The sequence below is a fragment of the Spirillospora sp. NPDC048824 genome, from assembly GCF_043198455.1.
GTDB lineage: Bacteria > Actinomycetota > Actinomycetes > Streptosporangiales > Streptosporangiaceae > Spirillospora.
This window is the reverse complement of sequence record NZ_JBICUS010000017.1, coordinates 137,927-151,564: the sequence shown is the minus strand read 5'-3', so window position 1 is coordinate 151,564 and position 13,638 is coordinate 137,927. Positions and strand designations below refer to the sequence as shown.

Here is a 13,638-nt window from a genome sequence, read left to right as displayed (position 1 = left end):
GCCCGCCCCCGCCGCGCGTCAGCGCGGGTTGTAGCAGGGCGCGCCGAGGCGGTGGGCGGTGGCGGTCGAGCCCGCGGTGAAGTCCGTGACCACCTTGGCGCCGGTGAACTCCGTCTCGTCGGGACGGGCGATCACCGACTCGCGGTACGCCGCCGCGTTCGGTGTGCCCGAGAAGTCGCCCGCCTTCCTGGGCAGAATCCCCTCGTAGTCCACGGTGGTGACCTGCCCGAGCGCCTTGTACACGCCCTCGCGGGTCATGCTCCCGTTCGCCGCGGCCTTCTCCAGCACCGCCTTCAGCGGATACGACAGGACCCAGCCCGAGGTGTACGCGTCGTCCGGCTGCACCCGGCCCAGCGCCAGCCGCATCGCGGTGTGGCCGGGCGAGTCGGAGGCGAACGGCTTCCACGGCGCCACCACCATGTAGCGGGCCTTCATCGGGGCGCCCGCCGGGGTCTCCAGGAGAGCCCGCACCCAGGTCGGGTTGTTGCCCATGAAGCGGCCCTCGAAGCCCGCCGCCACGGTCCCGCCGACGATGGCCGCGGCCTCGGCCGGGCCGACCGTGAGCATGACCATGTCGGGCCTGCGGTCGAGGATGGCCCGGACGGCCTCGTCCTGCTCGCCGGCGCCCTGCGGGGTCTCCAGTTCCGAGAACTCCATGCCGCGCGCCGACGCGGCGATCCGGGCGCCCGCCGCTCCGTCGCCGCCGTAGTCGCCCGCGAAGTGGACGGCCATCACGCTCTCGGCCTCGAACGCGCCGGCGGCGTGGTCGACCGCGTTCATCGCCTCGAAGCAGTACGAGGCGCCCGACTCCAGGATGACGTCCTCGAACTCCCATTTGGACGGGTAGGAGCCGGGCACCGCGATCATCCGGGACGTGCGCAGGTCGTCCAGGATCGCCTCGGTGGTCGGCGACCCCAGGCTCTGCGCCAGCGCCAGCACCTTGTCTTTGATCTCCAGGTACGCGCGGCGGTGCGTCGCCGGGTCGTACTTGTTGTCCCGGACGTAGGTGTGGACGTCGATGTCGTAGTCGCCGATGCCGCCCTGCTGGTTGACCCGGTCCCAGAACGCCTTCTGCGCCGCCACCATCGGCACGCCCAGGCCCTTGAACGGCCCCGTGGTCAGGTCGGAGATGACGCCCAGGTAGATGCAGCCGTGTTCGGGGTTCACGGCCTTGGGGCAGGGCTCGCCGGTGACTCCCGGTCCGGACGCGTCGCCGCCGTCCGGACCGGAGGCGCAGCCCGCCAGCGCCGCCAGCAGCGCGGCCCCGGCGACCAGGGACCTGACCTTGGGACTGTCAAAGCGCACGGAGACCATCGATCACTTCCTTGAGAATGCGCCTATCGGGGCGTCCGGCCGGCGCGGCACGGCTATGCACGTCCATCAGCCCGCGGTTCAGCAGATCGCTCACCAGCACCCGGACCACGCCCACCGGCAGCCGCAGATGGGAGGCCAGCTCGGCCACCGACACCGGGTTGAGGCAGAACTCCAGGATCCGCTCGTCCTCGGGGCCGAGCGTGAACGGATCGGGCATCGGCACCTCGGCGGTCACCACGACCGCGATCAGGTCGAGGTCGCCGCCGCGCCGCCGGGACCGGGTGCGGCCCCGGGTCAGCGCGAAGGGACGGACGACGGGACCGGCCTCCTCGTCCACCCACAGATCGTCGTCCCGCCGCGGCCGGCCGTGCCGGCCGGGATCGGGTCGCCCGCCCGGCAGATCGCGGGACATCACACACCGCCGGCCCCGGGCGCGCGGCCCGTCCCGGACGGGCCGTCCGAGGCGCGCCCGCCGTCCGCCTCGCCGGCCTCCGGGTCCCTGGCCGCGTCCGCACGGGGCGGGACGACCGGCATCCCGAACCAGTCGGGGCTGCGGGACGAAGCCGACTCGGCGGCCCCGTCCTCGGCCGCGGCGGCGCGGCCCCGCTCCCAGCCGCGCTGCATCATCGACACGAGGTCGCGGGCCGCCTCCGGCGACCGCTCCTCCGGGCCCGGCCCGGCCGGTTCCTCCGCGGCTCCGGCCGCGCGTTTCAGCTGCGGCGCGAGATGGGCCTGGCGGCGCCGCACGGGCAGCCGCGCCCACTCGTCGGAGTCCGCCGTCCCGCCGCCGTTTCCGGAACGTTCCGACTCGCCCCGACCCCGGTCGGCCAGCTCGTCGAACGCCGGCGGCCCGGGGGGAGCGACCAGCGCGAGACGCTCCTGCGGCGAGTCGGCGGACGCGGGCAGGGCCCAGTCGCCGCTGTCCGTGACCGCGTACCCGGAGGGCCGTTCCACCACCAGTTCCTTCGGGATCAGCGCGATGGCGACGATCCCCCCGTACGGGGACGGACGCAGCGTCACCGTGATGCCGTGCCGCGCCGCAAGGCGGGCGACGACGAACAGCCCGAGCCGGGCGCTGTCGTCCAGGTCGAGTTCGGGGTCGGTGGCCAGCAGCCGGTTGAGCTCCGCCAGCGCTTCGGGGGTCAGTCCGAGCCCGCGGTCCTCCACCTCCATCGCGAACCCGTGTGCGACCTCCTGCCCGGTCACCCGGATCGGGGTGCTGGGCGGGGAGAACGCGGCCGCGTTCTCGATCAGCTCGGCCATCAGGTGGATGGTGTCGGCGACCGCGGGCCCGAGCAGCGCCGTCCGGCCCATCGGCACCACCTCGACGCGGGCGTAGTCCTCGACCTCCGCCGCCGCCGCGCGCGCCACGTCCACCATCCGGACGGGGTCGCGCCAGGTCCGCCCGGAGGGACGGCCCGAAAGGATCACCAGGCCCTCGGCGTGCCGCCGCATCCGGGTCGCGAGCGCGTCCAGTTCGAACAACCGCTCCAGCTCGTCGGGGTCCTCGGTGCCGCGTTCCATGGTCTCCAGCATCCGCAGCAGCCGCTGCAGAAGGGACTGGTTGCGGCGGGCCAGCGTCACGAACACCTCGTTCAGCCGCCGGTGCGCGCGGGCCTCGCCCTCGGCGGCGCGCACGACCGCCCGCCGGGTCTGCGCGAACGCCCGGTCGATCTGCTCGACCTCCGTCACCCTGAACCGTCCCGCGGGCCCGCCGCCCGGACCGTCGTCGGCCGGCGGTTCCTGGCCGCGCCGCGCCCGCTCGGTGATCTGCGGCAGCCGCCGCTGGGCGAACTCGTTGACGGTCGCGGCCATCTCACGGCTCTCCACGATCAGCCGGCGGCCCGCCCGGACCGCGATCAGGATGGACGCGATCACCGCGAGGAGCCCGAGCCCGCCGGTCAGCCCGAGCCGCAGCAGCACGCCGCCCGCCTCGTCACCGGCCCGCCGCGTGTTCTCCGTGCGGATGCCGGACGACAAGGCGGCCAGCTCCGCGTCCACCGCCTCGGTGGCGGTGTGCCACGCGCCGATGTCCACGGCGGGCCGCCCGTCGGCCGGGCCGCCGCGCATCAGCCGGTTCTGCAGCTCCTCGAACCGGCGGAACTCCGTCCCCGACACGATCCGCGCGTACCGGATCCGGTGCTCCTCCGGCAGGTTGCGCGCCGCGTCGGCGTACAGGAACCGGTGCGTCCCGGCGAACTGCACCAGCTGCAGGTGCTCGTCCTCGCTCAGCCGTCCCGCCGCCAGCGCGCCGGTGACCAGCGCGTCCTCCCGGGACAGGTTCTCCCGGGCGCGTTCGAGCGTGCGCAGGATCCGGCTCCGCCGCACGAGTTCCGGGTCCATCGAATGGACCTCGTCGTAGATCTCGGCGGCCTGCTCGATGTACTCGGTGTAGCGCGCCATCGCCTCGGCGCGTCCCAGGCTGCGGTCGTCGACCGTGGCGCGCAGCGGCTCCAGCCCACCGAGCATGCTCGCGAGCCGCACCATCCGCCGCCGCGTCTCGGGACGGGTCGCGCCCGCGATGTCGCCGTCGGCGGCCGAGGCGCGGAACCGCGCCCGGGCCTGGTCGGTGACGGCCCGCTGCGCCTCGAACCCGGCGCGGCCGATGGTCGCGTCGTCACCCAGCGCCGACAGCGACATCCGCCGCTCGTCCTGCAACGCGGCGACGACCCGGTCGGTGGGCTCCAGCACCTTCTGGGTGAACGTGCGCGCCCTGGCCTGCCGCAGGCCGTCCTGCAGCGACGTGGTCGCGGCGACGCCCCACAGCACCACCAGCGCCGTGATCGGCGGAACCAGCAGCAGCACGATCCGGGACCTGACGGACCTGGCCCTGCCCCTGAGCACCCCGCGCCGCCCCCGCCCGGCCGGCACCGTCCGCCGGGCCATTACGCCTCCGCGCACATCGGGCGGCCAACGCTCATGACGACCTCCGCGCTACTGTGATCCAGCTCACCAGGCAGGCCGGAACGCTACTCCATCCTCGTGAGACACCTCGCCCATTTGACTCACCCGCCCGGATCGTTACCCATGTGTGACTCATCCCTCTGACCTTGATCAACGTCCCCTCGGGGGCAATGGGTCGTAGATCTTTAATTTCTGCCGGTTAGTGGCCTTATAGGTCGTTTTGTATCGCTTTGTGTGGCTATGGCCAGAACGACATCGTCGATGAAGCGAAAGTGATGACCATGACGGATAAGGACACCGAGGGCCCCGGCCAGGGCGGCCCCGCCGAGCTGCCCGTCGAACAGCTCAAGGAGGCAGGACGGGAATTCGTCCAGGCGCTCATGGTGCAGGCGCTCACCGGGGCCAGCGGAAGGCTCCAAAGCATGACGCAGCGGCTGACCGACGCCACGGACAACGGTGGAGGCGTCGGCACGAAGGCCGTCGCGGCCGGCGCCAAGAAGCTCGCCGAAGGTGAGTCCCCGCTCAAGGCGGGCCTCAGTGCGGGCACCACCGGCGCGAAGGAGAAGGTGAAGGAGGCCGTGAAATCCATTGGCGGCGGCGGCAAGGACGGCGGCGGTGGCGGCGGCAAGATGAAGGTCATCAACATCGTCGAACAGTTCGATGTGGGCATTCCACGCCGCGTCGCCTACGACCAGTGGACGCAGTTCGCCGACTACCCGAGCTTCACCAAGAAGGTGGAGAGCGTCGAGCAGGAGTCCGACGAGAAGCTCAACTGGCGGGCCCAGATCTTCCTGTCCCACCGGACCTGGGAGTCCACGATCATCGAGCAGGTGCCCGACGAGCGGATCGTCTGGAAGTCCAAGGGCTCCAAGGGGTTCGTCGACGGCGCCGTGACCTTCCACGAACTGGCGCCCACCATGACGCGGATCATGCTGGTGGCCGAGTACCACCCGGACGGCTTCTTCGAGAAGACCGCGAACCTCTGGCGGGCGCAGGGACGCCGCCTCCGCCTGGACTTCAAGCACATCAAACGCCACATGATGATGCACACGCTCCTGGAGCAGGACGAGGTCGAGGGCTGGCGCGGCGAGATCCGCGACGGCGAGGTGGTCAAGTCCCACGAGGACGCGCTCAAGGAGGAGCAGGAGGCCGCCGAGTCCAAGGACGACGCCGAGTCCAAGGACGACCAGGAGCGCGAGCCCAAGGACCAGGAAGCCGAGCCCAAGGACCAGGAGGACCAGGAGGGCGAGGAAACCGGGGAGCGCGCCGAGGAGCGTGAGGAAGGCGGGGAGAAGGCGGAGTCCGGGGAACGCCCCAAGGAGAAGGCCGGAAGCTCCGCCTGACACTCACTGCGCCCGCATGTTTTCGCTGGTCGAGCCGGGGTAGCGGGCCGCGAGGGGGAGCGATGAGCAACACCGCGTCTGACAGACCAGAGCCCGGCCGACCAGAGCCCGGCCGGGGCCGAAACGGTTCCGGCGGTGAGCCTGAGGGCGCCGGCGACGAGGCCATCACGCCGGACAGGCGGCTGCGCTCGGGCGAGGGCCCGGACGTGTATCTCGACGTACCGCTGCTCAAGGTGGACGAGATATCCCTTGAGGTGGAGAACCTGGAGGCGCATGTCTCGCTCGTCGCCCAGGTCCTCGATCTGCTCCGGCTGAACGTCGGCGCGGACGTCTTCCTCGGCAGGGTCAAGTTGGAGATCAAGGGCGTCGAGGCCCAGGCGCAACTGGACGTCCGGCTCGACAACGTGGCCATCATCGTCGACCGCGTGCTGACCACGCTCGACCGCAACCCGGAGATCCTCCAGCACATCGGACGCGGCGTGGAGGCGGCGGCCCGCGACATCGGCGCCGGAACCGGTACCGCGGTGGGCGAGGTCGGCAAGGGCGCCAGGGGAGCCGTGGAAGACGTGGGCCGGGGGGCCGGAGGCGCGGTACAGGACGTGGGCCGGGGCGCCGGTGGCGCGGTCGAGAGCGTCGGCGAGGGCGCCGGTGGTGCCGTCCAGGACGTGGGCCGGGGGGCCGGAGGCGCGGTACAGGACGTGGGCCGGGGCGCCGGTGCCGCGGTCGAGGATGTGGGCGAAGGCGCCGGTGGAGCCGTTAAGGACGTTGGCCGGGGTGCCGGTGCCGTGGTCGAGGATGTGGGCGAAGGCGCCGGAGGAGCCGTCAAGGGCGTGGGCGAGGGCGTCCGTGACGTCGGCAAGGGCGCGGGTGGCGCGGTGGAGGGCGTCGGCGAGGGCGCCGGCCGGGCCGCCGAGGGCGTTGCGGGCGTCACCGAAGAAGCCGGTAAGGCCACCGAAGGCGCCATCGGCACGGAGCCGAAGGAGCCCGACGACTCCGCCGAGAACGGGAACGGGAACGGCCGGAAGGACGAGCCCGAGACCAAGCCGGAGACCGACCGGAAACCCGATCACGAGACCGACGACGGCGCAGAGCCGACCAGCGACGCAGAGCCCACCAACGACGCAGAGCCCACCAACGGTGCGGAGTCGACCAACGGCGAACAGGAGATCACCGCGCTCCAGTCCGCGCTTCACGAGACAGAGCAGTCCGTGCGCGAACTGGGCCGGGCGCTGTTCCGTATGGTGTCCGCCCAGCCGCGTTCGCCCGACCGTGGAGACGAGTGACCGTGAGTCGCGATGACCAGCGCCCAGGAACCGAAGCCCGGCGGACGGCGGACATTCTCTTCACGGCCACGGTGAAGGCCGACGAACTGCGCTTCGAGGTCGCACCCGAAAGTTCGGTGAAGTTCACCGGTGACGCTGCGGACGAGTCCGCGTCCGGCAGCGACCGGACCAATCTCCCGGACGAGGTGCGCGAGAACGTCACCTACCGCGACGTCCACATCGATTACGCGATCGCCGCCAAGCTCAACCCGACCAGGCACTACTAGAGGCCACACAGGACGTGCGGCACACGTCGGGGCCCGGCCGCCGCCCGGCCGGACCCCTCTGATGTCACTCTCCGGGTTTGGCCTCCAGCACCATGTTGAACATGTTCTCCGCCGCGCGCCGGACGGACCCGTAGCCGGCCTCGTGGAGGACCTGCCGCAGCCGCGCCTCGCCGGCGAGCGCGCCCAGGGCCAACCCGACCGGCTGCGACAGCGAGTTGGCCGTGCACAGGAACGTCGAGGCGGCGTAGTTGAGGCCGGCGGTCGGCACCCGGGCCAGGGTCGAGGCCAGGTCGTCGCCCGCAACGGGCTCCACCAGCATCAGCGTCCCGCCCGGAGCCAGCGCGGCGCGGGCGTAGGCGGCAGCGCCGACGGGGTCGCCGAGGTCGTGGAAGGAGTCGAAGAAGGTCACCAGGTCGTACCCGTCCTGCGGGTAGCCGTGGCAGTGGTGCACCTCGAAGGTGACCCGGTCGGACACCCCGGCCTCGGCGGCGCGGGCCCGCGCGGTCTCGATGGACGGCTCGTGGGCGTCGAACCCGACGAACCGGGAGTTCGGGAAGGCGTCCGCCAGCAGCAGGAGCGGCGCCCCGTGCCCGCACCCGATGTCGGCGACGCGCGCGCCGGCCTCCAGCCGTTCGCGGACGCCGTCCAGCGCGGTGATCCACTCGCCGACCAGGCTGTTGCGGTAGCCGACCCGGAAGAACCGCTCGGTCGACTCGAAGATCATCGGGTCCTGGGCGGCCCAGGCGATGCCCTGCCCGGTGCGGAACGCGTCCGCCATCTCGTCGACGCGCCGGTGCAGCCCGGTGATCATCGGTGCGGCTCCGATCATGGACGCCGGTGAGTCGTCGGTGGCGATGACGGCGGCGTGCTCGGCGGGCAGGGTGAACGTGCCGTCCGCCGCATCGTGCGTCACGATGCCGACGGCGGCCTGCTGGGCCAGCCATTCCCGGATGTACCGGTCGGACGTGCCGGTCAGGTGGGCGAGCCGGGCCGGGGTCACCGGGCCCGCTTCCGCGAGCGTCCGGTAGAGGCCGAGCCGGTCGCCAACCACCATCAGGGCCGCGGTGGCGCCGCCGGTCAGCAACCCGGCGATCTTCTCGGCGAACGCGCCGACCGTGTTCATGTCGAGTTCGGTGCCGATGGTCATCTTGACCCTCCTTCTCGTGGGTTCGTGTCTCCGACCGTCACAGCCGCCCGTTTCACGGGACATTCACGACCGCTTCAACGAAGATGGATCACATGGTCGACCTGCGCTTCGGCGTCCTCGGGCCGCTGGAGGTCCGGCGGGACGGCACGCCGGTGGACGTGCCGTCCGGGCGCCGCCGTGCGGTCCTGGCCCGCCTCCTGGTCCAGGTGGGACGGCCGGTCGCCGCCGACGCGCTGGTGGAGGCCGCCTGGGCGGACGAGCTGCCCGCCGACCCCAGGTCCGCGCTGCGCACCGTCCTGTCGCGGCTGCGCACCGTCCTCGGGGAGGGCGTGATCCGCGCCGGCGCGGCCGGGTACACCCTCGCCGTCCCGCCGGCGGCGGTCGACGCCCACCGGTTCGAGTCCCTGTCGCGCCACGCCGAGCAGACCCCGCAGGACGCGGCCCGCCTCTTGGACGATGCGCTCGCGCTCTGGCGCGGCCCCGCCTACGCGGAGTTCGCGGACCGCGGTTTCGCCGAGTTCGAGGCGCAGTCCCTCGACCGGATGCGCTGGGACGCGATGGAGGCGAGGGCGTCCGCCGCCCTGGCCGGTGGCGATCCGCGCGCCGCCGCCACCCGCCTCGAAAGCCTCCTCGCCGAGCAGCCGTTCCGGGAGCAGGCCGTGGAGCTGCTGCTCACCGCGCTCTACGACATGGGCGACCACACCGGCGCGCTCGCCCGGTTCCGCGAGTACCGGGCCCGGCTGACCGGTGAGCTGGGCCTCGACCCGTCCCCGGCGTTGCGCGAGCTGGAGTCGCGGATCCTCGCCCACGACCTCGCCCGCCCGTCCCGGCGGCACGCGGCGGCCCCGGACACGCCCGCGTGGGTGGACACCTCGACGGCGTTCGTGGGCAGGGACGCCACGATGGCGGAGCTGGTGGACGCCGTCGCGGCCTGCCGCCTGGTCACCGTCACGGGCGCCGGCGGGGTCGGCAAGACCAGGACGGTCGCCGAGGCCCTACCGGCCCTCGCCGAGCGCCTCGGGACACCGGTCACCGTCGTCCAGCTCGCCCCCCTGCCCGGTGACAGGGTCGATGCCGCGGCGGCGGAGGCGCTGGGGCTGGACCGTCCCGCCGGATCGGCCCGCGCGGCCATCGTCGAGCATCTGCGCGTCTCGCCCGGCGTGCTCGTCCTCGACAACTGCGAGCACGTTCTGGCCGAGGCGGCGGCGCTGGCGGGGGCCGTGGTGACGCGGTGCCCGTCCGCGCGGGTGCTGGCGACGAGCCGGCACCGGCTGGGCACGCCGTCCGAACGGCTGCTGGCCCTCGAACCGCTGCCGACCCCCGACGCCCGCACCGGCCCGGACCGCATGGACCTGGCGGCGAGCGTCCGCGTCCTCACCGACCGGATCAGGCGGCTGCGGTCGTCCTTCGGCGTGACGGGCGACAACGTGGCCGTGGTCGCCGAGATCTGCCGCCGCCTGGACGGGTTGCCGCTCGCGCTGGAACTCGCCGCGTCCCGCATCGCCGTCCTCGGTCTCGAACCGGTCCGGGACCGCCTCGCCGAGGACCTCACCCTCCTCGACGACCACGGTCCCGGAAACCTGCACGCCGTGATCGACTGGTCCTACCGCCTGCTCCCGCCGGCCCAGCGCGAACTGCTCGCGCTCCTGGCGGTCTTCCCCGCCGACTTCGACCCCGAGGCGGTCGAGGGCCTCACCGCCGCCTGCCCGAGGTGGCCCCGGGACCGGCCGGTGGCCGGGCCCCTTAGCGCGCTCGTCGAGTCCTCCCTGCTCGCCACCCACCCGGCGGGGCAGGCCGTGCACTACCGGATGCTCGCCGTCGTCCGCGCGTTCGCCGCCGCCCGGCTCCGCGACACCGGCGAGGAGGCGGCCGCCAGGCGCGCCTACCTGCGCTGGGTGTGCCGGTGGACGGAACAGGCGGCCGCCGACTGCGCCGGGCCGGGCAGCGTCGAGGCGTTCGCCCGGCTCCGGCGCCGCCGCGCCGACATCGAGCAGGCACTGCGCTGGGCCGTCGAGTCGGGGGAGACGCCCGACGCGGCGCGGCTCGCCGCGGCCGTCCAACTGTGCCAGCACTGGCAGCCCGGCACGGAGACCGTCGACCTGACGGCCGAGCTGGCGGAGCGGTGCGCAGCGGACCCGGGCCCGGATTCGGCACTGGGCGTCGCGGCGGGCGCCTGCGCAGTGACCAACGCGGGCGATACCGTCCGCGGACGGGAACTGGCGACGACGGCGCTCACATGGGCGACGACCCCCCGCGAGCGCTATCTCGCCCACCTCGCACTGGGCATCGCCGCCATGTACCGCGGGGACCACGACGAGTCCGCCCGCTGGTGGCGGACGATCACGGACATGGTCGACATCGCCCCCGCATACAGGGCGTCGGCGCACGCCTCGCTGTCCCTCACGGCCTGCTACCGCGGTGACCTCCCGGAGGCGCGCCGGGAGGCGGAACTAGGGGTGCTGGGTGCCGAGACCGCCGGGTCCACGGCCGTCCACGCGTTCGCGCTGTACGCACTCGGCGAGGCCGAGACGGGCGACCGCAAGACCGAGTTGCTCGCCGCCGCGGCCGGGAAGGCCGACCTGGTCGGCGCGGCCCACGTCGGCCAGGTGGCCCGGGTCGCGCGGCTGGCCGCCCTGGTGCGAAGGGGCCGCCACGGCGAGGCGCTCGAACTCGTCGCCCCGCTGCTGGACGGCACACGCCGCGCCGGCGCATGGCCCCAGCTGTGGACGACCATGCGCATCTTCGCCGAGCTCCTCGCGGCCCGCGACCGCCCGCACGAGGCGGCCCTGCTCCTGACCGGTGCCGACGCGGCGGACACCGCCCCACCGGCCGCGGGAACCGACGTCGCCCGGTACGCCGCCCTGGAGAAGATCCTCCACGCCCGCCTGGGCGAAGAGACCGTCGCCGGAATCGCCGCCCTGTCCCGCGACATCCCGAACTCCCAACTGGCCGAGCGAGCCCGGGCGATAGCCGACCACCTGGCCCTCTGAGTGACCTCGCCGCGACGCAACGCCGCGCGGAGTTCCCATCCGTACAAGACGTGGACGCGGCCCTGGACGATGCTGGGCCGCTGAGGTGAGCGAGGCTCACCGACACGTCTATTTCCATTGGAGTCGTCGATGACCGTTCGTCGTGTCGTGCCCAACGTCCAGTCGAAGGCCGTGCAGGAGAGCCGGGAATTCTATGAGCTGCTGGGCTTCGAGGAGGTCATGAACCTCGGCTGGGTCATGACGCTCGCTTCCCCGTCCAACCCGACGGCGCAGGTCAGCTTCTTCACCGACGACATGACCGCACCGGTCGTCCCCGACATGAGCGTCGAGGTGGACGATGTGGACGCGGCCCATGCGGCCATCCGGGACAGCGGTGCGGAGATCGTGCATCCCCTGCAGGACGAGGAGTGGGGAGTGCGCCGGTTCTTCGTCCGCGACCCCAACGGCCGGGTGGTCAACGTGCTGGGCCACCGCTGACCTCGGCCCCCGCCCGGCCCGGCCGCCCACGGGTGTGTGAAACGGGTGAAAGGCTCCTTGTCCGGCGTGCGCGATCCACCGCAGAGTGATCTTCACAGCTGCGGCGACTCGCACGGGTGAGCGCGGCTCGCAACGAGGAGGGTGTGATCTCGTGAGGACGCTGGGTGCACTGGTGGCCGCCGCCGTCACAATGCTCGCCGTGCTGGTCGGCCCCGGGGCGTCCGCGGCGGCGCTGACCGAGGTCACCGATTTCGGTGACAACCCGAGCGGTCTCCGGATGCACCTGTACGTCCCCGACCAGGTCCAGGAGACGCCGCCGGTTCTGCTGGCGGTGCACTGGTGCACGGGATCGGGGCCGGCGATGTACTCGGGGACGGAGTTCGCGCGGCTCGCCGACCGGCACGGGTTCATCGTGATCTACCCGTCCGCCACCCGCAGCGGCAACTGCTTCGACGTCTCCTCCCCGCAGGCGCTCAGGCGCGGGGGCGGCAGCGATCCGGTCGGTCTGAAGTCGATGGTCGACCACGTCCTCCAGCGGTACGGCGGCGACACGTCCAAGGTGTTCGTCACCGGTGTCTCGTCCGGCGCGATGATGACCAACGTGATGCTCGCCGACTACCCCGACGTGTTCGCCGCCGGCGCCGCGTTCGCGGGTGTTCCCGACGGTTGCTTCGCCACCACCGACGGCTCCGGATGGAACAGCGCCTGCGCCAACGGCACCGTCCTGAAGACGCCGCAGGAGTGGGGCGACATCGCCCGCTCCGCCTACCCCGGTTACACCGGCCCCCGGCCACGGGTGCAGTTGTGGCACGGCACCGCGGACGACACCCTGCGCTACCCGAACTTCGGGGAAGAGATCGACCAGTGGACCAACGTCCACGGCCTGTCCACGACACCGACCTCCACCGACCAGCCGCAGCAGGGCTGGACCCGCACCCGCTACGGCGACAAGGTCGAGGCGTATTCCCTCCAGGGCGTCGGCCACAACCTCATGACGACGGGCATGGCGCAGCACACCATCGAGTTCTTCGGACTCGATGAAGGCGGCACGACCCCGACGCCCGGCGATTCGCCCTGCCGCGTCGCCTACACGGTCAACGCCTGGAACACGGGCCTGGTCGCGAGCATCACCATCACCAACGCGGGCACCACCCCGGTCAACGGCTGGACGCTCGCCTTCACCCTGCCCGCCGGCCAGACGATCACCTCGGGCTGGGGCGCGACCTACCGGCCCACCAGCGGGACGGTCGAGGCGACCAACGTGTCCTACAACGCCTCCATCCCGGCCGGCGGCTCCGTCGGGATCGGCCTGCAAGCCACCCACACCGGCAATACCGGCGAACCGACCGCCTTCACCCTGAACGGCACCGACTGCACGGCCGCCTCATGAACATGCGTGCCCCGAGAGGTGGTGACCCCGAATCGGGGTAGCGGTGGCCACATGGGCACTCTCATCAAGGGACTGATCGCCGGAGCCGCGGGGACCACCGCGCTCAACGCGACCACCTATCTCGACATGGCCGTCCGGGCGCGCGGGGGCAGCAGCACACCGGAGGACACCATCCAGAAGCTGGCGGACGAAGCGCACATCAGCCTTGGCGAGGAAGAGCAGGCGGAGAACCGCAGGCAGGGCCTGGGCGCCCTGATGGGCTACGGGACGGGCATCGCGGCGGCCCTCTGCTACGGGGCGGCGACCCGCCGCCGCACCTCCTGGCCGGTCGGCGTCCTCGCCCTCGGGACGCTCGCCCTGCTCGGGTCGAACGTCCCGATGACCGCGTTGGGCATCACGGATCCACGCGAGTGGTCCGCCTCAAGCTGGGTCTCCGACATCGTCCCGCACCTGGTCTACGGCGCCGCCGCCTACGCCGCCTACGAGCAACTCCGCTGACCTCGGCTCGTGGCAGCGGGCGCGAA

Annotated in this window: 11 protein-coding genes; 7 read left to right on the top strand and 4 right to left on the bottom strand. The window is 72.6% G+C overall.

The annotated features are described in order from the left end of the window. Nucleotides 1–18: 18 nt before the first annotated feature. From ACGFIS_RS29595 to ACGFIS_RS29585, 3 genes are read right to left on the bottom strand one after another with little or no spacing between them, the layout of a single operon-like run. A complete protein-coding gene (locus ACGFIS_RS29595; RefSeq protein ID WP_392973275.1) occupies nt 19–1,314 on the bottom strand; it encodes an ABC transporter substrate-binding protein in 1,296 nt (431 codons plus the stop codon). Then, nucleotides 1,295–1,726 carry a DUF742 domain-containing protein gene (locus tag ACGFIS_RS29590; protein WP_392973273.1) on the bottom strand — a complete coding sequence of 144 codons (432 nt, stop codon included), beginning with the start codon at nt 1,724–1,726 and terminating at the stop codon, nt 1,295–1,297. The genes ACGFIS_RS29595 and ACGFIS_RS29590 overlap by 20 nt, the downstream gene beginning before the upstream one ends. Further along, complete coding sequence (locus tag ACGFIS_RS29585) at nt 1,726–4,119, bottom strand: nitrate- and nitrite sensing domain-containing protein (protein ID WP_392973271.1); 2,394 nt, start codon at nt 4,117–4,119, stop codon at nt 1,726–1,728. Before ACGFIS_RS29585 ends, ACGFIS_RS29590 begins: the two co-directional genes overlap by 1 nt. A 380-nt stretch (nt 4,120–4,499) precedes the next feature. Between ACGFIS_RS29585 and ACGFIS_RS29580 the strand changes: the two genes are divergently transcribed. The 3 genes from ACGFIS_RS29580 to ACGFIS_RS29570 all read left to right on the top strand — a co-directional run bounded on the left by ACGFIS_RS29580 (nt 4,500) and on the right by ACGFIS_RS29570 (nt 7,110). After that, nucleotides 4,500–5,561: an SRPBCC family protein gene (locus tag ACGFIS_RS29580; RefSeq protein WP_392906471.1), complete on the top strand. Its 1,062-nt coding sequence runs from the start codon at nt 4,500–4,502 to the stop codon at nt 5,559–5,561. Between the two features lie 62 nt (nt 5,562–5,623). Then, the gene (locus ACGFIS_RS29575) at nt 5,624–6,844 is read left to right on the top strand and encodes a hypothetical protein (protein WP_392973269.1); all 1,221 of its coding nucleotides are present in this window, start codon (nt 5,624–5,626) and stop codon (nt 6,842–6,844) included. 2 nt (nt 6,845–6,846) lie between these two features. Then, complete coding sequence (locus tag ACGFIS_RS29570) at nt 6,847–7,110, top strand: hypothetical protein (RefSeq protein WP_392906469.1); 264 nt, start codon at nt 6,847–6,849, stop codon at nt 7,108–7,110. Between the two features lie 64 nt (nt 7,111–7,174). Here the strand turns inward: ACGFIS_RS29570 and ACGFIS_RS29565 are convergent, their stop codons facing one another. Beyond that, entirely contained in the window at nt 7,175–8,257 is a 1,083-nt protein-coding gene (locus ACGFIS_RS29565) for a class I SAM-dependent methyltransferase (RefSeq protein WP_392906468.1), read from the bottom strand. A 92-nt stretch (nt 8,258–8,349) separates the two neighbouring features. Between ACGFIS_RS29565 and ACGFIS_RS29560 the strand changes: the two genes are divergently transcribed. The 4 genes from ACGFIS_RS29560 to ACGFIS_RS29545 all read left to right on the top strand — a co-directional run bounded on the left by ACGFIS_RS29560 (nt 8,350) and on the right by ACGFIS_RS29545 (nt 13,612). Then, nucleotides 8,350–11,247, top strand: coding sequence for an ATP-binding protein (locus tag ACGFIS_RS29560; protein ID WP_392906467.1), 2,898 nt, complete (start codon nt 8,350–8,352; stop codon nt 11,245–11,247). A gap of 129 nt (nt 11,248–11,376) precedes the next feature. After that, nucleotides 11,377–11,724 (top strand): VOC family protein, encoded by a 348-nt coding sequence (locus ACGFIS_RS29555; protein ID WP_392906466.1) that lies wholly within the window; start codon nt 11,377–11,379, stop codon nt 11,722–11,724. 151 nt (nt 11,725–11,875) lie between these two features. After that, nucleotides 11,876–13,114 (top strand): PHB depolymerase family esterase, encoded by a 1,239-nt coding sequence (locus ACGFIS_RS29550; protein WP_392906464.1) that lies wholly within the window; start codon nt 11,876–11,878, stop codon nt 13,112–13,114. 51 nt (nt 13,115–13,165) lie between these two features. Further along, the gene (locus ACGFIS_RS29545; RefSeq protein WP_392906463.1) at nt 13,166–13,612 is read left to right on the top strand and encodes a hypothetical protein; all 447 of its coding nucleotides are present in this window, start codon (nt 13,166–13,168) and stop codon (nt 13,610–13,612) included. Nucleotides 13,613–13,638 lie beyond the last annotated feature (26 nt).